This window comes from uncultured Pseudacidovorax sp. (genome assembly GCF_913773995.1).
Classification (GTDB): Bacteria; Pseudomonadota; Gammaproteobacteria; order Burkholderiales; family Burkholderiaceae_C; genus Xenophilus.
This window is the reverse complement of record NZ_CAJYES010000087.1, coordinates 1-21,023: the sequence shown is the minus strand read 5'-3', so window position 1 is coordinate 21,023 and position 21,023 is coordinate 1. Positions and strand designations below refer to the sequence as shown.

The 21,023-nt window shown below is 69.2% G+C and carries 22 protein-coding genes; 9 read left to right on the top strand and 13 right to left on the bottom strand.

Features of this window, described 5'->3' with window-relative positions; genetic code table 11:
• Window positions 1–248: 248 nt before the first annotated feature.
• Both QZ772_RS07640 and QZ772_RS07635 read right to left on the bottom strand, forming a co-directional pair.
• The gene (locus QZ772_RS07640) at window positions 249–731 is read right to left on the bottom strand and encodes a putative toxin-antitoxin system toxin component, PIN family (RefSeq protein ID WP_295524460.1); all 483 of its coding nucleotides are present in this window, start codon (window positions 729–731) and stop codon (window positions 249–251) included.
• A 22-nt stretch (window positions 732–753) separates the two neighbouring features.
• A complete protein-coding gene (locus tag QZ772_RS07635; protein ID WP_295524459.1) occupies window positions 754–2,025 on the bottom strand; it encodes a THUMP domain-containing protein in 1,272 nt (423 codons plus the stop codon).
• Between the two features lie 22 nt (window positions 2,026–2,047).
• On the opposite strand from QZ772_RS07635, the gene QZ772_RS07630 reads away from it, so the two are divergent.
• Window positions 2,048–2,482, top strand: coding sequence for a putative toxin-antitoxin system toxin component, PIN family (locus tag QZ772_RS07630; protein ID WP_295524458.1), 435 nt, complete (start codon window positions 2,048–2,050; stop codon window positions 2,480–2,482).
• The gene (locus tag QZ772_RS07625; protein ID WP_295524457.1) at window positions 2,479–2,727 is read left to right on the top strand and encodes a toxin-antitoxin system HicB family antitoxin; all 249 of its coding nucleotides are present in this window, start codon (window positions 2,479–2,481) and stop codon (window positions 2,725–2,727) included. The genes QZ772_RS07630 and QZ772_RS07625 overlap by 4 nt, the downstream gene beginning before the upstream one ends.
• Window positions 2,728–2,838: 111 nt before the next feature.
• Here the strand turns inward: QZ772_RS07625 and QZ772_RS07620 are convergent, their stop codons facing one another.
• The 6 genes from QZ772_RS07620 to argS all read right to left on the bottom strand — a co-directional run bounded on the left by QZ772_RS07620 (window position 2,839) and on the right by argS (window position 9,342).
• Window positions 2,839–4,431 (bottom strand): RNA polymerase factor sigma-54, encoded by a 1,593-nt coding sequence (locus QZ772_RS07620; RefSeq protein WP_295524456.1) that lies wholly within the window; start codon window positions 4,429–4,431, stop codon window positions 2,839–2,841.
• Between the two features lie 82 nt (window positions 4,432–4,513).
• A complete protein-coding gene (gene lptB, locus QZ772_RS07615) occupies window positions 4,514–5,290 on the bottom strand; it encodes an LPS export ABC transporter ATP-binding protein (protein ID WP_295524455.1) in 777 nt (258 codons plus the stop codon).
• A complete protein-coding gene (gene lptA / locus QZ772_RS07610) occupies window positions 5,287–5,901 on the bottom strand; it encodes a lipopolysaccharide transport periplasmic protein LptA (protein ID WP_295524454.1) in 615 nt (204 codons plus the stop codon). Before lptA ends, lptB begins: the two co-directional genes overlap by 4 nt.
• 250 nt (window positions 5,902–6,151) lie before the next feature.
• Window positions 6,152–6,799, bottom strand: a complete 648-nt coding sequence (locus tag QZ772_RS07605; RefSeq protein ID WP_295524453.1) for a thiol:disulfide interchange protein DsbA/DsbL — start codon at window positions 6,797–6,799, stop codon at window positions 6,152–6,154.
• Window positions 6,800–6,890: 91 nt separating this feature from the next.
• Window positions 6,891–7,586: an SPOR domain-containing protein gene (locus QZ772_RS07600; RefSeq protein ID WP_295524451.1), complete on the bottom strand. Its 696-nt coding sequence runs from the start codon at window positions 7,584–7,586 to the stop codon at window positions 6,891–6,893.
• A 55-nt stretch (window positions 7,587–7,641) separates the two neighbouring features.
• Complete coding sequence (gene argS / locus QZ772_RS07595; protein WP_295524449.1) at window positions 7,642–9,342, bottom strand: arginine--tRNA ligase; 1,701 nt, start codon at window positions 9,340–9,342, stop codon at window positions 7,642–7,644.
• A gap of 80 nt (window positions 9,343–9,422) precedes the next feature.
• Here argS and QZ772_RS07590 point away from each other — a divergent pair, with 80 nt between their 5' ends.
• Window positions 9,423–10,691, top strand: a complete 1,269-nt coding sequence (locus tag QZ772_RS07590; protein WP_295524447.1) for an EAL domain-containing protein — start codon at window positions 9,423–9,425, stop codon at window positions 10,689–10,691.
• Window positions 10,692–10,865: 174 nt separating this feature from the next.
• Window positions 10,866–11,192 (top strand): PsiF family protein, encoded by a 327-nt coding sequence (locus QZ772_RS07585; RefSeq protein ID WP_295524445.1) that lies wholly within the window; start codon window positions 10,866–10,868, stop codon window positions 11,190–11,192.
• A gap of 92 nt (window positions 11,193–11,284) precedes the next feature.
• On the opposite strand, the gene QZ772_RS07580 is transcribed toward QZ772_RS07585, so the two are convergent.
• Entirely contained in the window at window positions 11,285–11,737 is a 453-nt protein-coding gene (locus QZ772_RS07580) for a DUF2214 family protein (RefSeq protein WP_295524443.1), read from the bottom strand.
• A gap of 26 nt (window positions 11,738–11,763) precedes the next feature.
• On the bottom strand, window positions 11,764–12,459 hold the full coding sequence (gene rpe, locus QZ772_RS07575) for a ribulose-phosphate 3-epimerase (RefSeq protein ID WP_295524441.1): 696 nt from the start codon (window positions 12,457–12,459) through the stop codon (window positions 11,764–11,766).
• Window positions 12,460–12,537: 78 nt separating this feature from the next.
• On the opposite strand from rpe, the gene apaG reads away from it, so the two are divergent.
• The 4 genes from apaG (at window position 12,538) to thiL (ending at window position 16,566) form a co-directional block, all read left to right on the top strand.
• Window positions 12,538–12,933, top strand: coding sequence for a Co2+/Mg2+ efflux protein ApaG (apaG, locus tag QZ772_RS07570; RefSeq protein WP_017762174.1), 396 nt, complete (start codon window positions 12,538–12,540; stop codon window positions 12,931–12,933).
• Window positions 12,934–13,077: 144 nt separating this feature from the next.
• Window positions 13,078–14,343 carry a cation:proton antiporter gene (locus QZ772_RS07565; RefSeq protein WP_295524440.1) on the top strand — a complete coding sequence of 422 codons (1,266 nt, stop codon included), beginning with the start codon at window positions 13,078–13,080 and terminating at the stop codon, window positions 14,341–14,343.
• A 124-nt stretch (window positions 14,344–14,467) separates the two neighbouring features.
• Window positions 14,468–15,592, top strand: a complete 1,125-nt coding sequence (locus QZ772_RS07560; protein WP_295524461.1) for a YbdK family carboxylate-amine ligase — start codon at window positions 14,468–14,470, stop codon at window positions 15,590–15,592.
• A 5-nt stretch (window positions 15,593–15,597) separates the two neighbouring features.
• Window positions 15,598–16,566, top strand: coding sequence for a thiamine-phosphate kinase (gene thiL, locus QZ772_RS07555; protein WP_295524438.1), 969 nt, complete (start codon window positions 15,598–15,600; stop codon window positions 16,564–16,566).
• Between the two features lie 102 nt (window positions 16,567–16,668).
• Here the strand turns inward: thiL and katE are convergent, their stop codons facing one another.
• Complete coding sequence (gene katE, locus QZ772_RS07550) at window positions 16,669–18,852, bottom strand: catalase HPII (RefSeq protein ID WP_295524436.1); 2,184 nt, start codon at window positions 18,850–18,852, stop codon at window positions 16,669–16,671.
• Window positions 18,853–18,881: 29 nt separating this feature from the next.
• Window positions 18,882–19,031, bottom strand: coding sequence for a hypothetical protein (locus QZ772_RS07545; RefSeq protein WP_017761439.1), 150 nt, complete (start codon window positions 19,029–19,031; stop codon window positions 18,882–18,884).
• 303 nt (window positions 19,032–19,334) lie between these two features.
• Here QZ772_RS07545 and QZ772_RS07540 point away from each other — a divergent pair, with 303 nt between their 5' ends.
• On the top strand, window positions 19,335–20,153 hold the full coding sequence (locus QZ772_RS07540; protein WP_295524435.1) for a transglutaminase family protein: 819 nt from the start codon (window positions 19,335–19,337) through the stop codon (window positions 20,151–20,153).
• Here the strand turns inward: QZ772_RS07540 and ligD are convergent.
• On the bottom strand, window positions 20,143–21,023 hold an 881-nt coding region (ligD, locus tag QZ772_RS07535; RefSeq protein WP_295524433.1), incomplete at its 5' end, for a non-homologous end-joining DNA ligase. The two genes, QZ772_RS07540 and ligD, sit on opposite strands and share 11 nt — an antisense overlap.

Here is a 21,023-nt window from a genome sequence, read left to right as displayed (position 1 = left end):
GGAGGTGCCATTCGCGGCGCCGTGCAGTGCGGCAAGCACGTCGGTGGAAAGCGAGCACCCGTGTGGTGAGGCAAGCCGGTCAGCGCGAGCGTGCACCGGGAGCGCGCATGCCGGCGCCCTCTGCCGGGTTAGCAAGCCGATCGCAGGTGCATCCGCACAACCCACATGCCCACACAGTTGATGCAACCCATGCAGCGTCGCAGCCAACGCAGCGACTCAGCGACTCAGCGACTCAGCGACTCAGCGACTCAGGGCCAGAGTTCCACGCCCAGCCCCGCCAGCCGCTTGCGCATCGCCCGCACGGCCTTGTCCTTGCTCAGCAACCGCGCCCGGTGCGCCACCGCCAGGTCGATGAACACCTGGTCGTCCGGGTCGGCGCAAGTGAAGGGCGCCTTGGCGGCAGGCGCCTGCAGCTGCGCATGCCGATCGAAGCAGGCCAGCACGTCCTCCACCGCGAGGCCATAGAAGGCCCGCCGAGGCGCGATCTGCGGATAGTCCAGCACGCGGGCCAGCTCGACACGCATCGAGGCCGTCGCCAGCCACCGGTGCTGACCGGCCTCCAGCGCCACACGCAGCGGCTTGGCGGCAGCATCGTCGAAGACGAAGAGGTCGAGCACGATGTTGGTGTCGATGACCACCGAGGTCACCTCGGGCTGCGCAGCGGCATCCACCTCGGCTCCGCCCGCGGCCGACGAGGCCGGCCCGCCCATGTCCGCCGCCATGCGGCTCACCGCGTGCGTCCCTGACGCAGCGTCATACCGCCGGCGCCGTACGTGCCGAACCCGCCACCATGTCGAAGCGCAGCAGACGGCATTCGATGGGCCCGTTCCACATCGGCACACGGCGCGATTCCTTCAGCCGCATCCGCTGCGGCAGCTTCATGTCGGGCGTGAGCACCCAGGCCGTCCAGCCGGCGAAATTGCGCTTCCAGTGCGTGGCCAGTTGGGGAAAGAAATCGTCGCCGCCGTCGGCGCGCGATTCGGTCTGCGCCACCTCGCGGCCACCTTGGCCTCGCCGCCCCGCGTTGGAGCCGGCCACGCCGCCGACGGCGATGCGCTCGCCATACGGCGGGTTGAGCAGGATCACGCCGCCGCCCTCGACCGGAGGCATGCGCTGCAGCGCGTCACCGCCGCGCAGTTGCAGCCGGTCGGCCACGCCGGCACGCTCGGCATTTCTCTGCGCGAAGTCGACCATGCGGTGCGACACGTCGCTGCCGAAGACGCGCACCGCGCTCACCGCGCGGGCATCGGCGGCGGCCAGCGCCTCCTCGCGCATCGCGCGCCACAGCTCGGCGCGGTGCAGCAGCAGCGCCTCGAAGCCGAAGCGCCGCGAGGCCCCGGCCGGCACGCCGGCCGCCAGCAGCGCCGCCTCGATGGGGATGGTGCCGCTGCCGCAGCAGGGGTCGTACAGCGGCTGCTCGGAGACGGCACCCGTCTCCGGATCCCACCAGCCGCTGGCGGCCAGCATGGCGGCGGCCAGGGTCTCCTTGAGCGGGGCGTCGCCCTTGTCCACGCGCCAGCCGCGCTTGAACAGCGGCTCGCCGCTGGTGTCGATGTAGAGCGTCACGTCCTCGGCCGTCAGGTGGGCGAAGACGCGCACATCGGGAAAGCGCGTCTCCACGCTGGGCCGCACGCCGCCCGCACGGGCACGGAAGCGGTCGGCGATGGCGTCCTTGATCTTGAGCGTGGCGAAGTTCAGGCTCTGGAGCGGGCTGCCCTGCGCCGTGAGCTCGACCTTGAAGGTCTGCCGCGGCTGGAACCACATCTCCCAGGCGATGCCCGAGGCCGCGTCGTACAGGTCGGCCTCGTTGCGATAGGGCCGGTGCGCCAACTGCACCAGCACCCGCTGCGCCAGCCGGCTCTTGAGGTTGAGCGCCTGCACATCGCGCCAGGCGCCCATGACACGAACCCCGCCGCGCAGCACCCGCAGGTCGTCGCCGCTGCGGCCAGTGACGGCATGCACCTCGGCGGCCAGGAGGTCTTCCACGCCAGCGGCGCAGGGCAGAAAGAGCGGCATCGCGTTCATCGATGATATTATAGGCAACATCATGAAGCCGTCGGTGGTGCTCGATACGAATGTGCTGGTGGCCGGGCTCTCCAGCCGCCGCGGCGCCTCCAACCGGCTGCTCGAACACCTGCTGGATGGCGCCTTCGTGCTGCTGGCGACGCCGGCGCTGTGGCTGGAGTATGAAGCGGTGCTCAAGCGCGAAAGCATCACGCGTCTTCATGGATTTGCGGCCGATGAGGTCGACACGCTGCTGGACACCTTCGCGCTGTTTGCGAAGGCCGTGCGTCTGCACTACCTGTGGCGGCCCCAGCTGAACGACGCCGGCGACGAACTAGTACTGGAGCTGGCCGTCAACGGCCAGGCCGACTGGCTGGTCACTTTCAACCAGGCAGACTTCGCCCGTGCCGCCCCGCGCTTCGACCTGCGCCTGGCCACGCCGTCTGCCTTCCTGTCGACGCTGGAGAACACCCGATGAGCAATTTCGCCCTTCGCCTGCCCGATTCCCTCCACGAGCATGCCCGCACGCTGGCGGCGCGCGACAACACTTCGCTGAACCAGTTCATCACCATGGCGCTGGCCGAGAAGGTGTCGGCGCTGGATGCCGAAGCCTTCCTGCAGAAGCGCGCTGTACGCGCGAATGTGGACCGCGCCCGCGCCCTGCTGCGCCGTGCGCCCGATGTGGCGCCTGCGGAAGGGGACGACCCGGCAGCGCGGAAATAAGGGCCAACGACGGGCCCTTCCGAGAGAGCGGGGCGCAGCGCCCCCCGTTCGGCACCCTTCTGGCCTACGCCGGCACACAGCCACTGCCCGACTCGCAGTGTCGTGGCCGGTTCAGAGCGCCTTGCGCAGGTTGGCCGGCGCGATGCGCAGCGCCTCGCGGTACTTGGCCACCGTGCGACGGGCGCATTCGATGCCCTGCTCCTTGAGCATGTCCGAGATCTGGCTGTCCGACAGCGGCTTCTTGACGTTCTCCGAGCTGACGAACTGCTTGATCAACGCCCGCACCGCGGTGCTGGAGGCATTGCCGCCGGTTTCAGTGCCCAGTGCAGAGCCGAAGAAGTACTTCAACTCCACCGTGCCGAAGGGCGTGGACATGTACTTGGCGGTGGTCACGCGGCTGATCGTGGACTCGTGAAGGCCCAGCTCGTCGGCGATCTCGCGCAACACCAGCGGGCGCATGGCCAGCTCGCCATGGATGAAGAAGTTCTTCTGCCGCTCCACGATGGCGTTGGACACGCGCAGGATGGTGTCGAAACGCTGCTGGATGTTCTTGATGAACCAGCGCGCCTCCTGCAGCCGCTGGGAGAGGGCCTGGCTGCCCTCGCCCTTGTGCGACTTGAGCGCGCCCGCATAGATGTCGTGCACCCGCAGCCGCGGCATCACATCGGGGTTGAGCTGCACGCGGAACTTGATGTTGCTGCCGCGCCCGCTGCGGGTGACGATGACGTCGGGCACGATCACATGCCGCTCCACATCGACGAAGCGCCGGCCGGGCTTGGGCTCCAGCCGTGCGATCAGTTGCGAGGCCTGGCGCACCAAGTCCTCGTTGCTGCGGGTGAGCACGGCCAGGCGCTTGAAGTCGCGCTTGGCCAGCAGGTCCATCGGCTGCTTGCAGATGGCCAGGGCGACCCTGCGGACCTGGTCTTCCTCGTCGCTGTCGTCGTCGGCAGCGCCGGCGCGCAGTTGGATGGCCAGGCATTCGCCCAGGTCGCGCGCACCCACGCCCAGCGGGTCCAGGCTCTGCAGCAGGCCCAGCGCCACCTGGAAGTGGTGCACCAGCTCGTCGAACTCGTCGTTGTCGTCGCCGGCCAGGGCCGAGGCGAGGGCCGGGAGCGAATCCTCGAGGTAGCCGTCGTCGTTGAGCGATTCGATCAGGAAGCGCAGCGCGGCCGAATCCTCGGGCGCCAGGCGCAGCGACAGCGCCTGGCGGTGCAGATGGGCCTGCAGCGACTCCTGGCTGCGCGCCAGCTCGGTGGCGTCGGCACGCTCGCCGTCGTCCTGGCTGCTGCTGTTGTTGCGCGCGGGCGCGTCGCCACCCCATTCGCTGTCGTCGGGCGAGAACTCCACCGTCCCGTCGCCGTCCCAGTCGGGCTCGGCGTCGAAGCTGTCGTTGGCGGGCGCGTCGGCCTCTGCCACGGCGGTGTCGCTGCTGCTGCTCGACGTGCTGCTGGCGCTGGCCGTGGCGGCGTAGTCGGTGCCGTCCTCCCGCTCGTCGCGGGGCACCGGGGCGTCGGCCGCCTCCAGGCCGAACTCCTCGCGCGGCGCCTCTTCGGCCAGCCGCTCCAGGAAGGGGTTGTCGTCGAGCATCTGCTCGACTTCCTGGCTCAGCTCCAGCGTCGAGAGCTGCAGCAGCCGGATCGACTGCTGCAGCTGGGGCGTGAGCGCCAGATGCTGCGAGACGCGCAGCGACAGGCCCTGCTTCATGGCCGGCCTCCCACGAATGGCGCAACCATGGGCAGCACAGGAGGGATGCCGGAAGGACGGAACGCGGAAACAGGCACCCTGGCTACATCCGGAAGTGTTCGCCCAGGTACACGCGGCGCACCTCGGCGTTGTCGACGATCTCGGAGGGCGTGCCCTGCGCCAGCACCTGGCCGTCGCTGATGATGAAGGCGTGGTCGCAGATGCCCAGCGTCTCGCGCACGTTGTGGTCGGTGATCAGCACGCCGATGCCGCGCTCCTTGAGGAAGCTGATGATCCGCTGGATCTCGATCACGGCGATCGGGTCGATGCCGGCGAAGGGCTCGTCCAGCAGGATGAAGCGCGGCTGCGTGGCCAGCGCGCGGGCGATCTCCACCCGACGCCGCTCGCCGCCCGACAGAGCCAGCGCTGGCGAGTCGCGCAGGTGGTCGACGCGCAGGTCGGCCAGGAGCTCGGACAGGCGCTGCTCGATGCGATCGCGCGAGAGCGGCGCCATGCGGCCGCGGGCATCGGGCTCTTCCTGCAGTTCGAGCACGGCGCGCACGTTCTCCTGCACGCTGAGCTTGCGGAAGATCGACGCCTCCTGCGGCAGGTAAGACAGGCCCATGCGCGCCCGGCGGTGGATGGGCATGTGCTCCACGGCCTCGCCGTCGATGCTGATCTGCCCGGCATCGGCCCGCACCAGGCCGACGATCATGTAGAAGGACGTGGTCTTGCCGGCGCCGTTGGGGCCCAGCAGGCCGACGACCTCGCCCTTCTGAACGTCGAGCGAGACGTTCTTGACCACCTTGCGGCTGCCGTAGCTCTTCTGCAGGCCACGCGCCTGCAGCCGGCTGCCGCCCGCCGACACCGCGACGCTCACCGACCGCCTCCGGTCTGGCCCGACAGCGAGCCGCTCTGGCGCAGCGGCGCCCCGGTGCGCGGGCCGGGAGCCGGCACCTGCGTGGGCTCGGTGTTGCGCGGGGACAGGATGGCGCGCACGCGGCCGCCCGGCTGCTGGGTGGTGCCCGGCGGCGGCGGGGCGCCGTTGACGGCGAAGGTGTCGTTGGTCTGGTTGTAGGTGATCAGCGGGCCGGAGGTCTCGTCGGTCACCGTGGTGCCGGTCAGACGCCGCATCACGGCGCGCCGGATGAACTTGACCGTGTCGGCGCGGCCGTCGTACTCGATGACCTCGCCCTCGCCCTCGATCCACTCGTCGTTGCCACCGTCGCGGCGCTGCTTGAAATAGCCGCGCTGGCCGGGGTCGGCGGTGACCACGCCGTACTGGTAGCCCTCCGGATCCTGCCGGACCTCGACCCGGGCGCCGCGGATGAGCAGCGTGCCCTTGGTGACCACGACGCGGCCGGTGAAGACGCTGGTCTGCTTCAGGTCGTCGTAGCGCAGCGAGTCGGCCTCGATGTTCATCGGCTGGTTGCGGTCGGCCTTCTCGGCCTGGGCCGCGGCGGCCAGGCCCAGCGCGGCCACGAGGACCATGGCGCGGCCGAGGCGGCGCCATGGAAGGGAGGTCGTGGAGTGCGAGGGAGGATTCATAAAGGCACGGAACTTGCTGATGATTGTAGGCCCGGCTTCGCGCCGAACCAGCGGGCGCAGTGAATGTCCTGCGCTTGACTTCCAGTAGCGGAAGGTCGTGGCGTTGCGCGCCCTCCGGCCCAGGCCCGCAACGAAAAGGCCCGCCGAAGCGGGCCAGGACGCGGGACGCCGGCACGGCCGGCGCGACAAAGGCTCAGGCCTTGCGCGAGTCGGCCGCCAGGGCCTCGACGATCTGCAGCGCCCGGTCGAGCGAGCCGGCCAGGTCGCCATCCACATAGTAGCGGCCGGCCACGCCGAAGGCCGGCACCCCGGCCACCTGGTAGGCCTCGGTCATCTGGCTGGCGCGCTTGGCCTTGCCGGCGACGCCGAAGGACTTGAAGGTCTCCTCGAACTTCTTGGCGTCGAGCCCGGGCTGCTTGCCCGCCCACTCGATCACGGCAGCGTCGCCGAAGATGCGCTGGCGGTCGACGTGGATGGCCTGGAAGATCTTCATCTGGAACTCGTCGACCTTGCCCATGGCTTCGAGCGTGTAGTAGAGCTTCTGCTTGGTCTCGACGTCGTTGCCCACGAAGGGCACCGGGATGCGGCGGAAGGCCACGTAGGGCGGCAGCTTCTTGATCCAGGGTTCGAGCTTGGGCTCGAAGGCGGCGCAGTGCGGGCAGTTGTACGAGAAGAACTCGGCCACCTCGACCTTGCCGGCCGGCGCATCGACCGGCGCGGGCTTGCCCAGCGTCACATAGTCCTTGCCGGCCTTGAAGGCGGAGGCAGGGGTCTGGGCATGGGCCGCCAGGGGGGCCAGCGTCACGGCCGCAGCGGCCAGCGAAAAGTCACGACGTTTCAAGCGATTTCTCCAACAGGATGCAGACACAGAGCACAGGGGCGGCAGCGAGTTCCGGCGATCTATCCGCTCGGCGGGCGCCGCCGGGAGCCTCTCAGCGCTGGACGCGCACCAGGGCGGCGTCGAAGCCGGCGCCGTCCAGGCGCTCCTTCAACCGATCGGCGTCGTCCTTCTTGCTGTACGGGCCCGCCCGGACGCGGAACACCGGACGGCCCGCCTGCTCGCGCTCGGTGACACGCACCTCCACGCCCATCAGCGAGAGCTTGGCGCGCTGCGCCTCGGCGTCGTCGCTGGTGCGGAAGGCGCCCGCCTGCACGAAGTACACGAAGGGATCGGACGCGGCGTCGCCGCTGGCCGGCAACCCGGCGCGTGCACGGGCCAGGTCGCCCAGCGGATCGGCGGAGGCCGGGGGATTGGCTGCCTGCGGCGTACGCGGCATGGCCGGCGTGACGGCCGCCGGTGGCGTGGCGGGTTGGGGCGCGGCGCCCGGCTGAGCCGCGATCGCGGGCACCGGCGGGGCGCTGGTGACGGGCGGATTGCCGCCCGCCGGCGCCCCGCCGGTGGCCGGCGGCTTCGGCTGCTGCTTGCCGTAGAGCGGCGAATTGGGGTCCCAGTCGCGGTTCTTGCGGGCCTCCGCCTCGTCCTGCTCCGCCGCCCGTGGCTGGGTCTTGGTCATGAAGGGAACCGGCACCTTGGTGACGTACACCGCCACGCCGAGGGCCACGCCCAGGCCGAGCACGAGCCCGACGATGAGGCCGATGGCGAAATTGCCCTGTTGTCTGGATCTCATGGATTGCCTTGTAGTGCAGCGCCACCGGCGCGCCGCGGGGGATTGTGCGGGCGGCTCACATCTTGCGCGGCGCACTGACGCCGAGCACGGCCAGACCGTTGGCCAGCACCTGCGCGCAGGCGGCCACCAGGGCCAGGCGGGCGCGCTTGGTGAGCACGTCGTCCACCAGGATGCGTTCGGCGTCGTAGTAGCTGTGGTACGCCGCGGCCAGTTCCCGAAGATAGAACGTGACGTCGTGCGGGGCGAAGTCGCGTGCGGCGGCGGCCAGCATCTCGGGGTATTTGGCCAGCAGCAGCATCAGCGGCTGGGCGGCGGCGGTGGCCAGGGGCGCCAGGTCGGTGCCCTTGAGGGCGGCGGCGTCCACGCCTTCCTTGTCCAGCACCGAGCAGATGCGCGCATGGGCGTACTGCACGTAGAAGACGGGGTTGTCGTTGTTCTGGGCCACGGCCAGGTCGACGTCGAAGGTGTATTCGGTGTCCGGCTTGCGGCTGAGCAGGAAGAAGCGCACGGCGTCGGTGCTGGTCCATTCGATCAGGTCGCGCAGCGTCACGTAGCTGCCGGCGCGCTTGCTGATCTTGACCTCCTGGCCGCCGCGCACCACGCGCACCATGGTGTGCAGCACGTAGTCGGGGTAGCCCTCGGGAATGCCCACGCCCGCCGCCTGCAGGCCGGCGCGCACCCGGGCGATGGTGCCGTGGTGGTCGGTGCCCTGGATGTTGACCACCTTGTGGAAGCCGCGCTCCCACTTGGCGATGTGGTAGGCGACGTCGGGCACGAAGTAGGTGTACGTGCCGTCCTGCTTGCGCATGACGCGGTCCTTGTCGTCGCCGTAGTCGGTGGAGCGCAGCCACAGCGCGCCGTCCTGCTCGTAGGTCTTGCCGGCCTCGATCAGCTTGTTCACCGTCGCCTCGACCCGGCCGCTGGTGTACAGGCTGGACTCCAGGTAGTACTGGTCGAAACGCAGCTTGAAGGCCTGCAGGTCCTTGTCCTGCTCGTTGCGCAGGTAGGCGACGGCGAACTGGCGGATGTTCTCGGTGTCGTCGACGTCGCCGTTGGCGGTGAATTCGCGGTCGTCGGCGCGGACGGTCTTCTTCGCCAGGAAGTCGTCGGCGATGTCCTGGATGTAGTCGCCGTTGTAGAAGGCCTTGCTCGCGGGGTTGTCCGGGTCGGTCGGCCAGCAGTCGTCGCCCGGCTTGAAGCCCTTGGCGCGCAGCTGCGTGCTCTTGGTCAGCGTCTCGATCTGCACGCCCGCGTCGTTGTAATAGAACTCGCGGTGCACGGCCTGGCCCTGCGTCGTCAGCAGGTTGCAGATGGCGTCGCCCAGCGCGGCCTGGCGGCCGTGGCCCACGTGCAGGGGGCCGGTGGGGTTGGCCGAGACGAATTCGACCAGCACCTTCTCGTCCGGGCGCACCGGCTGGCTGCCGAAGCCGGCGCCGGCGTCGAGCACCTCGTGCACCACCTGCTGCTTGGCCGCCGGCTTGAGGCGGATGTTGAGGAAGCCGGGGCCGGCGATCTCGATGGCATCGACCCAGCGCGCGTACGCGGGCGTGTCGAGCAAGGCATGGCGCAGCTCTTCGCCGAGCTGGCGCGGGTTCTTCTTGAGGGGTTTGGCCAGCTGCATGGCCGCGGTGCAGGCCAGATCGCCATGCGCGGCGACCTTGGGGGATTCGAAGGCCGCCCGGCTGCCGGCGCCGGGCTCGAATTGCTCGAGCACCTGGGCCAGCGCCGCCAGAAGGTCCTGTTTGACGGTAAGCATCATCCAATTTTAGGGGGGCGGTCCGGTGGCGCCCGGGTCGACTGCGCTTACGATCAAGTTGCAAATATTCACAATTAGCCATGCCTTCCGATTCGCGCGAGGCCCTGTTCGTCGGCCGACAGCCCATCCTGGGCCGGAACCAGCAATTGCGGGCCTATGAACTACTGTTCCGCAACGGAAGCGCGCCAGATGCCGAGGTGGTCGACGGCGCCCAGGCCACCGCCACCGTCATCGTCAACGCATTTGCCGAGCTGGGCATGGCGCACGCATTGGATGGCCGTGAAGCCTATGTCAACGTCGATGCCGAGCTGTTGTTCAGCGACGTGCTCGAACTGCTGCCACGCCAGACGGTGGTGCTGGAGGTGTTGGAGTCGGTACCCGCCAGCGCGGCGGTCGTCCAGCGCTGCCTGCATCTGCATGCGGCAGGCTTCTCGCTGGCGCTGGACGACGTGATCGCGTTCGACACCCGCACGGCGACGCTGCTGCCGCTGGTGCAGGTGGTCAAGATCGACTTGCTCCCGCTGTCGGAACCCCAGCTGGCCGGGTTGGTTCGCCAGATACGTGCTGCCGCGCCTACGGTGTTGCTGCTCGCGGAAAAGGTGGAGACGCGTGCCCAGTTCGACACCTGCATGCGGCTCGGTTTCTCGCTGTTCCAGGGTTACCACTTCGCGCGGCCGACCCTCATCGCCGGTCGCCGCCTGGGGCATTCGCAGCAGACGCTGATGCGGCTCATGGGCCAGTTGGGTGCCGACGCGGACACCAACGTGCTCGAAGAGACGCTCAAGCCCGAACCCGGCCTCACGATGAACCTGCTGCGCATGGCCAACGCCGCCGGCTCCAGCGCCACGCGCACGGTGACCTCGCTGCGCGACGTGATCCAGGTGCTGGGGCGGCGGCACCTGCAGCGCTGGGTCCAGCTGCTGCTCTTCGCCACAGACTCCCGTGCCGGACGGGCCAGCCCGCTGCTGCTGCTGGCCGCCACGCGCGGGCGGCTCATGGAATCGGCGGCCCAACGGCTGTGCCCAAACGACCCCCATCTGGCCGACGGCGCCTTCATGGTGGGCATGATGTCGCTCATGCCTGCACTGCTCGGCATGCCGCTGGACCAGATCCTTGGGCCGCTGCGGCTCTCCCCGGCCATCGATCGGGCGCTACAGGGCGGCGAAGGGCTGCTCGGCGAACTACTGAGTCTGGCCCAGGCCAGCGAGAGCGGCGACTTCGACCGTGTAGACGAGGCGCTGAAGACGCACCCCGGGCTGTCGGCTTCGCATTTCAACCATGCCCAGGCCGAGGCGCTGCAGTGGGCGCATGCCATCGACCGCGAGGCGCCCACCGCCACCGCTGCCTGAAAAGGGACGAACGGAGAGTCGAGCCGCTGGGCCCCGTGTGCCAGCGTTTGTCATTGCAAACTTTGGTTTCACTGTCGCCAGTCATCTCAACCTTTGTGAACCGCGTTGCATGAAAGCCCGGCGCCGCCGGGCCGGTGCCCGAGGGGCGCCGTTTGAGCCGGAAGGACAACACCCATGAAAAAGCTCGCTTCCCTGGTCGCCCTGGGCGCCGCCCTGTCGTTCAACGCCTTCGCCCAGACGCCCGCGCCGGCGCCAGCGGCTTCCGAGAAGGCGCCGACTGCGCAACAGAGCAAGATGAAGACCTGCAACACCGACGCCGGCGACAAGAAGGGCGACGAGCGCAAGGCCTTCATGAAGCAGTGCCTGTCGGCCAAGCCGGCCAAGGCCGCCACCCAGCAGGACAAGATGAAGACCTGCAACGCCGACCCCAAGGCCAAGACCCTCAAGGGCGACGAACGCAAGGCCTTCATGAAGGAATGCCTGAGCGCCAAGGCCGCCTGACACGGCGCCCGCGCCCACAACGACGAAGCCCGGCCGAAGCCGGGCTTTTGCTGGGCGCATTGCGGTCGGGCTGCGCTGCCCGGTCGCTCAGATCACTTGCCGAAGCCCCGCGCCAGGAAGACGGCGAACAGCGGGATCAGCGCGATGAGGTGCGCCTGCACCATCACCAGCCGGCGGGTGCGGCGCACCTCCTCGGCCCCTGGGAGCGCGCCGCCCTGGCGCTGGGCGCGCAGCCAGCGACGGAAGGTGAGCGTCGGGAAGATCGAGATCAGCCCCACGATCACGAACAGCGTCACCTTCACATGCAGCAGCGGATTGGTCCAGTACCAGGCGCTGCCCTTGACGCCCAGGAAGGTGCGCACGAGACCCGTGGCCAGCACCGCCAGGGCGGCGATGCCGTAGATCAGGTCGACCTTGGCCAGCCGCTCCACCGCCTTGGCGTTGAGCCATTCGATGCGGCACAGCGCCGCCTCGCTGGAGATGAACACCACCATCGTCAGGATGGCAAGCAGGTGCAGGTAGGCCAGGATGGCTTCGAGGGTCACGGCGGACTCCGGGGATGGAAAGGCGTTCAGCGGGCCAGGTTGGCGCGCATGGTGTCGATCACCGCGCGGTAGTCGGGCGCATTGAAGATCGCGCTGCCGGCCACGAAGGTGTCGGCCCCGGCCGCGGCCACGCGGGCGATGTTGTCGGCCTTGATGCCGCCGTCCACCTCCAGCCGGATGTCGCGGCCACTGGCGTCGATGCGCTTGCGCACCAGCTCGATCTTGCGCAGGGCCGAGTCGATGAAGCTCTGGCCGCCGAAGCCGGGGTTGACGCTCATGATCAGCACCAGGTCGATCTCATCCAGCGTCCAGTCCAGCACCTCCAGCGAAGCGGCCGGGTTGAACACCAGCCCCGGCTTGCAGCCGGCCGCGCGGATGGCCTGGATGCTGCGGTGCACATGGGGCGAGGCGTCGGGATGGAAGCTGATGTAGTCGGCGCCCGCCTTGGCGAAGGCGGCGGCCAGGGCGTCGACCGGCTGGATCATCAGGTGCACGTCGATGGGCACCGGTCGGCCGTCGGCGGTCTTCGCGTGCGGCTTGAGCGCCTCGCACACCATCGGGCCGAAGGTGAGGTTGGGCACGTAGTGGTTGTCCATCACGTCGAAATGGATCCAGTCGGCACCGGCGGCGATCACGTCGCTCACTTCGGCACCCAGCCGGGCGAAGTCGGCCGAGAGAATGGACGGGGCGATGCGGTGGGTCGTGGGGCGGCTCGTCGTCATGGGCGCGGATTCTCGCAGCGGGCCAGTGCTTGTCCCGCGCGACGCGCCCGAAGACCTGCGTTGTTAACATTCCGCGCCATGCCCCAGCACCCGATGCGCGTCGAGGTCGAGCCTCGCTACCTGCCCGAGCAGTCCTCGCCGGAAACGGGCCTCTACGCCTTCGCCTACACGATCACTGTGACCAACGTGGCGTTGTTCCCGATCCAGCTCATCGCGCGCCACTGGGTGATCGAGGACATCTCCGGCCATGTGCAGGAGGTGCGCGGCCTGGGCGTGGTGGGACGCCAGCCGCTGCTTTCGCCGGGCCAGTCCTTCCGCTACACCAGCGGCTGCCAGCTCAAGGCGGCCAGCGGTACGATGCGCGGCAGCTATTTCGTGGTGAGCGAGGACGCCGAGCGCTTCGACGTGCCCATCGCCGCCTTCGTGCTCGACGCCGGAACGGGTTCCGACCCCGGCCCGCGCATCCTGCACTGAGGATCGCCCGGCGCCTGCGGCGCCGATGCCCCCGGGACCCACGCGCGCGCTGGCGCCGCGGGCCCCGCCGGAAGGGCTGGATGACGAACGCGCCGCCCCGCGGTGCCGACGCCTTCCGGGCCTTCCCCGACCATTGCCAGCTCGATGAATCTTCTTCCTTCCGACCTGCTGGGCTTTCTGTCCGGCTGGATGCGACCGACAGTCGGCCTGCCCACCGTGTGGTGGGCGCTGCTGATCGCGGCCGCGGCGGCCGCCGGCCACCTGGTGCAGCGCTACATGGGACTGCCCAAGGTGGTGGGCTATTCGCTGGTGGGCACCGTGGTGGGTCTGGCCGGCTTCGAGGGTGCGGTGTGGCCGCTGCAGGGCACGGCGCTGTACCTGATGGAGCTGGGCGTGGCCATCGTGCTCTTCGAAGCGGGCGGGCGCCTGCCGCTGGGCTGGTTCCGGCGCAACCCGATGGTGCTGGCGCAGAGCCTGGCCGAGTCGGGCCTGACCTTCGCCGCCGTCTGGTGGACGCTGCGCGCCTTCGACGTGCCGCCCTCGGTGATCGCGCCGCTGGCGCTGATCGCGGTGGCGGCCTCGCCGGCGGTGCTGTCGCGGGTGGTGATCGACATCCGAGCCTCCGGCCCTGTGACCGAGCGGGCGCTGGCGCTGTCCACGCTCAACACGCTCTATGCGCTGACGCTGGCCTATGTCTTCGCGGGCCGCCTCGAAAACTCGCCGCAGGGCTTCATGGAGAACTTCCACCCCATCCTGACGGTGCTGGGCCTGTCCTTCGTGGTGGGTGCGGTGATGGCGCTCGCCCTGCGCTCGGCGCTGCGGGTGATGAGTCCGACCAGCGAGAACACCTCCATCCTTCTGCTGGCGATCATCGGTGCCGGCGCCGCCGTGGCCGGGGCCTCGGGCGGCGCGGCACCGCTGGCGGCGCTGATCGGCGGCGTGCTGCTCAAGGGCCTGAACCCGCGGCCCTGGGTCTGGCCGCGCCAGCTGGGCACCGCGGCGTCGCTGGTGACCATGCTGATGTTCGTGCTGGTGTCCATCGTGGCAGCACAGGCCGAATGGAACCTCACCGTCGCCACCGTGGTGCTGGCGCTGATCGGTGCCCGCGCCCTGGCCAAGATCGCTGGCGTGGCGCTGGCCAACCCGGGCAGCGGCACCAGCTGGCGGCAGGCGCTATGGATCGGCTGCGCGATGGCGCCGCTGTCGTCCATCGCGCTGCTGATCGCATCGGGCTTCGTCACCGCCTCGCCGCTCCTGGGCCACCTGATCACGCAGGTGGCGCTGCCGGCCATCCTTTTGATGGAAGTGCTGGGTGCCGTGCTGGCCACCGTCGCCCTCTACGGCGCCAGGGAAAGCTCGCGGCCCTGGGCCCCCGAGGCCTTCACCGCCCCCGAGGACACACAGCGATGAATGCCCGTCCGGCCCCATCGACGTCGAAGGAGAAGCCATGAGCCCGCTGGACAACCCGCCTTCGCCCTTCTCGCCCCCGACCGCCGAGCCGACGCGCGCCCAGCGCGAGGCCGATGCGCGCGTGGTGCCGCTGGAACCCTTCCGCAGCTCCAAGGCCCTGTCGCTGGGCGTGGAGCTGGAGCTGCAGCTGGTCAACACCCACGACTACGACCTCGCGCCCTATGCCGAGGACATGCTGCGCGGCATGGCCCAGTTCGACCTGCGCGGCAGCGTGGTGCCGGAGATGACCTCGAGCATGATCGAGATCTCCACCGACGTCTGCCATTCGGCAGAAGAGGTGCTGCAGCAGCTGGGGCCGCTGCGCGATGCGCTGGTCAAGGTGGCCGGCAAGCTCAACATCGCAGTGCTGGGCGGCGGCACGCATGCCTTCCAGCAGTGGCACGAACAGCGCATCTACGACAAGCCGCGCTTCCGGCAGCTCTCGGAGCTCTACGGCTACCTGTCGAAGCAGTTCACCATCTTCGGCCAGCACGTGCACGTGGGCTGCCCCGACGCCGATTCGGCGCTGCTGATGCTGCACCGCATGAGCCGATACATCCCGCACTTCATCGCGCTGTCGGCCTCCAGCCCCTACGTGCAGGGGCAGGACACGCAGTTCGACTCGGCGCGGCTCAACTCCGTCTTCGCCTTCCCGCTCTCGGGCCGTGCGCCCTTCACGCTGTCGTGGAAGGAGTTCGAGGGCTACTTCGCGCGCATGACCCGCACCGGCGTGGTCAAGAGCATGAAGGACTTCTACTGGGACATCCGGCCCAAGCCCGAGTACGGCACCATCGAGATTCGCGTCTTCGACACGCCGCTCACGGTGGAGCGCGCCGCGTCGCTGGCGGGCTATGTGCAGACGCTGGCGGCGTACTTCCTGCAGGAGCAGCCCTTCGTCCCCAGCGAGGACGACTATCTGGTCTACACCTACAACCGCTTCCAGGCCTGCCGCTTCGGCCTGGACGCCGTGTACGTGGACCCGGCCACCGGCGAGCACATGCCGCTGCGCGAGCACATCCTGCGCACCATGACCATGCTGGAGCCGCATGCCGCCGTGCTCGACGCCACCCGCGCCTTCGGCCGCCTGCGCAGCTCGGTCGAGGCCAGCGAGAACGACGCCCGCTGGCTGCGCGAGCGCCAGGGCCGCGAACGGCTGCTGGCCGAGGTGGTGCGCCAGGCGGCCGAGCGCTTCCGCACGCCGGTGGGCTGATCGACATGGGTGAATTCGATCTGATCCGCCAGTTCTTCCAGCGCCCGGCCGCGCCTGGCGGCGCGGTGGCGCTGGGCGTGGGCGACGACTGCGCGCTCTTGGACCTCGCGCCCGGCATGCAGCTGGCCGTGTCCTCGGACATGCTGGTCGAAGGCCGGCATTTCCTTTCCACCGTCGATGCGGCCCTGCTGGGCCACAAGGCGCTGGCCGTCAACCTGAGCGACCTGGCGGCATGCGGCGCGCGACCGCTGGCCTTCACACTGGCCCTGTCGCTGCCCTCGGTGGACGAGGCCTGGCTGGCCGGTCTGGCCCAGGGCCTGTTCGCGCTGGCCGATGCACACGGCTGCCAGCTGATGGGCGGCGACACCACGCGCGGGCCGCTCAACCTGTGTATCACCGTCTTCGGCGAGGTGCCGCGCGGCGGCGCATTGCTGCGCAGTGGCGCGAGGGCGGGCGACGAGCTCTGGGTGAGTGGCACGCTGGGCGACGCCCGGCTGGCGCTGGAGGTCTTCCGCGGCCGGCTCTCCGTGCCCGAGCCCGTGTTCGCCGCCGCCCGGGCCCGCATGGAGCAGCCCACGCCACGCGTCGCACTCGGCCTGGCGCTGCGCGGCATCGCCACCAGCGCCATCGACATCAGCGACGGCCTGGCCGGCGACCTGGGCCATGTGCTGCGCGCCAGCGGCGTGGGCGCCACGCTGAACGCCGATGCCGTGGCCGGCATGTTGGCCGCCCGTGGCGCCGTGGCACTGGATGCCGCCATGCAGCGCAGCCTCACGCTGGCAGGGGGCGACGACTACGAGCTGGCCTTCACGGCGCCGTGCGACCGCTCAGCCGACGTGGAAGCGGCCGCGCGCTTGGCTGGCGTGTCGGTCACGCGCATCGGCCGCATCGAGGCCAGCGCCGGCCTGCGCATCGTGGATGCACAGGGCCGGCCGGTGGAGCAGCGCTTCGCCTCCTTCGACCATTTCGGCTGAGCGAAGCCGAACGCCATCAGGGCGATCGGCGATGCCCTCCAACAAGAAGGCCGACACAGCAACGCCGGGTCGGCCCATCGTTCAGAGATCCGTGCTGAACACTCAGGCCGGCACGGCGTCCACGCCCGCACGGTCCCAGTGCCGGTGCTTGGCAATCGCAGCGACGAAGGTCTGCGCAATGCCCTGTGCCTCTTCGTTCTCACCCAGCTGCTGCGCTGGCGTTGCAGCGATCACCACACCGGCCGGCGCGTCGGTCTTGCCTTCTTCCACACCCACCGACGCCAGAAGCTGCGCCCCCTCGCCCACCACGCAGATGGACTTGAGGTGCTTGAACGCCTCCAGCACGAAATGCTGCGCCTCGCCGTTGGCCATCAGCGTCTTGGCGTTCTCGGCGCCCGCGGGCACCAGCACCGCGTCGAACATCACCGACGGCATGTTGCTGAAGGTGGCATCCACCTCGACCTGCCGCTTCGACGCGCTCGTCACGCTGCCCAGACGCGGACCCACGACCTTGCACATCGCCCCCGCCGACTCCAGCGCTTCGCGGATCGGCTTGAGCGAGGCCGAGTCGACGCCGTCGCTCACCAAGATCGCGATCTTGCGCGTCTTGATGCTGCCGTCGCCGGTGCCGATCATGCTCAGCGCGGGCGATTCCTCAATGGGCAGGTTGATGCGGGCTTCGCGGTAGCCGGCTTGACCAGCCGCCGCTTTGGCGTCGGGCGCCTCGATGCCCAGCGGCTCGGCCACGCGGCGGGCCAGCTTCTCGTCCACATGGGCCAGGTTGTCCACCATGCGCTGGCGCACCGCCGGAACCTCCACCTTCGACAGCTCGAAGCGGAAGGCCGCAATGATGTGCTCCTTCTCCACCGCCGTCTGGCTGTTGAAGAACAGCCGCGCCTGCGTGAAGTGGTCGTCGAAGCTCTCGCTGCGGCGGCGCACCTTGGGCGATTCGACGGCCTCCGGATAGGTCTGGAAGCCCTCGCTGTCGCCGTCGACGCGGAACTCCGAGCCATTGCCCAGCGAGTTGGGCTCGTACGCCACCTGCCCGCGCGAGATCGTCTGGCGATGGATACCGTCGCGCTGGAAGTTGTGGAAGGGGCACACGCCGCGGTTGATCGGGATCTCGTGGAAGTTGGGGCCGCCCAGGCGCGACAGCTGCGTGTCGGTGTAGCTGAACAGCCGGCCATGCAGCAGCGGGTCGTTGCTGAAGTCGATGCCGGGCACCACATGGCCGGGGTGGAAGGCCACCTGTTCGGTTTCGGCAAAGAAGTTGTCGGGGTTGCGGTTGAGCACCATCTTGCCCACGGGCGTGACCGGCACCATCTCCTCGGGGATCAGCTTGGTGGGGTCCAGCAGGTCGAAGCCGAGCGAATGCTCCTTGTCCTGGGGGATCAGCTGCATGCCCAGCTCCCATTCCGGGAAGTCGCCGTTCTCGATGGCTTCCCACAGGTCGCGGCGGTGGAAGTCCGGGTCCTTGCCAGCAATCTTCTGCGCCTCGTCCCAGACCAGCGCATGCGTGCCCAGCTTGGGCCGCCAGTGGAACTTGACGAAGTGCGCATCGCCGCGGCTGTTGACCAGCCGGAAGGTGTGCACGCCGAAGCCCTGCATCATGCGCAGGCTGCGCGGAATGGCGCGGTCGCTCATTGCCCACATCAGCATGTGGGTGGTCTCGGGCATCAGCGAGGCGAAGTCCCAGAAGGTGTCGTGCGCGCTGGCTGCCTGCGGCATGCCGTGGTGCGGCTCCTGCTTGACGGCATGGACCAGGTCCGGGAATTTCATCGCGTCCTGGATGAAGAACACCGGGATGTTGTTGCCCACCAAGTCCCAAATGCCTTCCTGGGTGTAGAACTTGACCGCGAAGCCGCGCACGTCGCGCACCGTATCGGCCGAGCTGGAGCCGCCGGCCACGGTCGAGAAGCGCACGAACACCGGCGTCTTGAGCGAAGGGTCGTTGAACAGGCCCGCGCGCGTGAACTGCGACATCGACTTGTAGGTCTGGAAGTAGCCATGCGCCGCACTGCCACGCGCATGCACCACCCGTTCGGGAATGCGCTCGTGGTCGAAGTGCGTGATCTTCTCGCGCAGGATGAAGTCTTCGAGCAGCGTCGGGCCGCGCACCCCCGCCTTCAGCGAGTTGTGGTTGTCGGCGATCCGCGTCCCCTGGTTGGTGCTCAGATGCGGCAGCGGCAACTCGGCGGTGGAGCCAGCCAGCTGTTCGATCTTGGCGTTGGTGGTCTCGGCGGTGCGGCCGCGGCGCGGCGCGGGGGACTTGCTCTTGGTGGGCATCGGGTGGGTAAGGAAGGAGGTGGGGCCGCTCAGCCGGCTTCGTTGTCGAGGAAGACGTCGACGGCGTTGACCAGGGCAACCAGGGCGATCACGGCGGTCATGCCGGCGACGCCCCAGACCAGGAATTCGTCCAGCCATGCGCTGTTGAGTGCGCTGACGAGGGCAGAGGTCAGTTCCATGGGAAAACCTGCTTCAAAGAGAAAGAGGAGGAGTGACGGGCAGTCCGCGTCATGTAAAGGGCATGACGGAGGCGCCGCGAATGTGACAAAGCGTAGGGCTGCCCCAAGCGCCAAGGCGTAGTGGCCGCGCGCCCGGGGATGTGGGAGTGCCGAGCCCGCCGAAGTAGGACATGGCCGACGCGCGGTGCCCACCTACATCGGGCCGCGTGAAGGCCGGTGGCACGGACGATGCATGGCGACCTAAGCTGCCCAGCGATTGCGCGCCGCGAAAGTCCTCTTCCGGACGAAGGCCGTCTTCTTTCCATGCTCATCCGCATCGGCTACGACATCGAACTGGCCCTGTCCGGCCCCACCGCCGTGGTCTACCTGCTGCAGGTGCATCCCGACCGTGCGCACGACCTACTCTCCCCCGAGCATCCGGTGGCCGACCCGCCCTTCTGGACCGACCACTACGTCGACGGCTTCGGCAACCGCTGCGCCCGCGTGCGGGTACCGTCCGGCCAGCAGCGGCTGCGTCTGCACAGTGAGGCCACGATCCACGACACGGGCTGGCCGGACCCGCAGGACTGGGGCGCTTTCCAGCACCCCGTGGAGGAGCTGCCCCCCGAGACGCTGGCCTTCCTGCTGCCCAGCCGCTACTGCGAGGTGGACAGCGAACTCCTCGCATTCGCCTGGCAGCAGTTCGGTAACACGCCACTTGGCTGGGCGCGGGTGCAGGCCATCTGCGACTGGGTGCACGGTCACATCCGCTTCGACTATGGCTGCGCGAACCCGGGGCGCACGGCGCTCGGCGGCTATCGCGAGGGCATGGGCGTGTGCCGCGACTACGCCCACCTCGCCGTCGCGCTGTGCCGCTGCATGAACATCCCGGCACGCTACGTGACCGGCTACCTGGGCGACATCGGCGTGCCGATTGCGCCCTACCCGATGGACTTCAGCGCCTGGTTCGAGGTTTACCTGGGTGGGCGCTGGCACACCTTCGACGCGCGCCACAACGTGCCGCGGATCGGCCGCGTGGTGATCGCCCGCGGCCGCGATGCCGCCGACGTGCCGATCACCATGGTGTTCGGCCAGCACCAGCTCAACCGCTTCGATGTGATCACCGAGGAAGTCAGGGGCTGAAGCCCAGCACCTGCATCGCGCGGGCGAGGCCCTGGCTGGGCACATCGGCCTCGTCCCAAGGGGCATTGCCCGTCGCCAGTCGCTCGCCGACGCTGGCGAGCGTCCAGTGCGCGCCGCTGGTCAGGGTGGGCAACTCGTCCCACGCGACGGGCACCGACACGCCCAGGCCCGGCCGGGAGCGCACCGACCAGGCGCTCACCGTCGTGGCGCCGAAGCCGTTGCGCAGGTAGTCGACAAAGATGCGGCCCACGCGGTTCTTCGGCCCGCTCTTGGCCACGAAGCGCTCGGGCAGCGTGCGGGCCAGGTGCTGCACGACGGCCCGCGAGAAGTCCTTGACCGTGTCCCAGCCATGCTGGCGCCGGATCGGCACCACCACATGCAGGCCCTTGCCGCCGCTGGTCTTGAGCAGGCCGTCCAGGCCCAGCTCCTGCAGCAGCGTGCGCATCAGCAGGGCGCCTTCCTGCACATGCGCCCAGGAGACGCCCTCGCCCGGATCGAGGTCGAAGGTCATGCGGTCGGGCTTGTCCAGCCCGCGCGAATGGCCGTTCCAGGTGTGGAATTCCAGCGTGTTCATCTGCGCAGCGGAAAGCAGCCCCTTGGCACTGTCGATCTGCAGCAGCGGCTCATGGCCGGGGTCCAGCGCCGGGTCGAGCAGGCGCACGCCGGGCAGCGGTGCGTTCTGCACATGCTTCTGGAAGAACAGCTCACCGGCCACGCCGTCGGGCGCGCGCACCAGGGACACGGGACGGCCGCGCAGGTGCGGCAGCATCAGCGCTGCGACTTGCGCGTAATAGGCGATGACCTCGCCCTTGGTGGCGCCACTCGCGCGGTCGATCACGCGATCGGCATGGGTGATGCGCAGGTCCGCAG

What these genes read in the sequence shown, in the direction of transcription:
- QZ772_RS07635 (WP_295524459.1), bottom strand. Translation starts at nt 2,025, where the DNA reads ATGAACGCGATGCCGCTCTTTCTGCCCTGCGCCGCTGGCGTGGAAGAC.
- QZ772_RS07630 (WP_295524458.1), top strand. Translation starts at nt 2,048, where the DNA reads ATGAAGCCGTCGGTGGTGCTCGATACGAATGTGCTGGTGGCCGGGCTC.
- QZ772_RS07625 (WP_295524457.1), top strand. Translation starts at nt 2,479, where the DNA reads ATGAGCAATTTCGCCCTTCGCCTGCCCGATTCCCTCCACGAGCATGCC.
- QZ772_RS07620 (WP_295524456.1), bottom strand. Translation starts at nt 4,431, where the DNA reads ATGAAGCAGGGCCTGTCGCTGCGCGTCTCGCAGCATCTGGCGCTCACG.
- lptA (WP_295524454.1), bottom strand. Translation starts at nt 5,901, where the DNA reads ATGGTCCTCGTGGCCGCGCTGGGCCTGGCCGCCGCGGCCCAGGCCGAG.
- QZ772_RS07600 (WP_295524451.1), bottom strand. Translation starts at nt 7,586, where the DNA reads ATGAGATCCAGACAACAGGGCAATTTCGCCATCGGCCTCATCGTCGGG.
- argS (WP_295524449.1), bottom strand. Translation starts at nt 9,342, where the DNA reads ATGCTTACCGTCAAACAGGACCTTCTGGCGGCGCTGGCCCAGGTGCTC.
- QZ772_RS07590 (WP_295524447.1), top strand. Translation starts at nt 9,423, where the DNA reads ATGCCTTCCGATTCGCGCGAGGCCCTGTTCGTCGGCCGACAGCCCATC.
- QZ772_RS07585 (WP_295524445.1), top strand. Translation starts at nt 10,866, where the DNA reads ATGAAAAAGCTCGCTTCCCTGGTCGCCCTGGGCGCCGCCCTGTCGTTC.
- rpe (WP_295524441.1), bottom strand. Translation starts at nt 12,459, where the DNA reads ATGACGACGAGCCGCCCCACGACCCACCGCATCGCCCCGTCCATTCTC.
- apaG (WP_017762174.1), top strand. Translation starts at nt 12,538, where the DNA reads ATGCCCCAGCACCCGATGCGCGTCGAGGTCGAGCCTCGCTACCTGCCC.
- QZ772_RS07565 (WP_295524440.1), top strand. Translation starts at nt 13,078, where the DNA reads ATGAATCTTCTTCCTTCCGACCTGCTGGGCTTTCTGTCCGGCTGGATG.
- thiL (WP_295524438.1), top strand. Translation starts at nt 15,598, where the DNA reads ATGGGTGAATTCGATCTGATCCGCCAGTTCTTCCAGCGCCCGGCCGCG.
- katE (WP_295524436.1), bottom strand. Translation starts at nt 18,852, where the DNA reads ATGCCCACCAAGAGCAAGTCCCCCGCGCCGCGCCGCGGCCGCACCGCC.
- QZ772_RS07545 (WP_017761439.1), bottom strand. Translation starts at nt 19,031, where the DNA reads ATGGAACTGACCTCTGCCCTCGTCAGCGCACTCAACAGCGCATGGCTG.
- QZ772_RS07540 (WP_295524435.1), top strand. Translation starts at nt 19,335, where the DNA reads ATGCTCATCCGCATCGGCTACGACATCGAACTGGCCCTGTCCGGCCCC.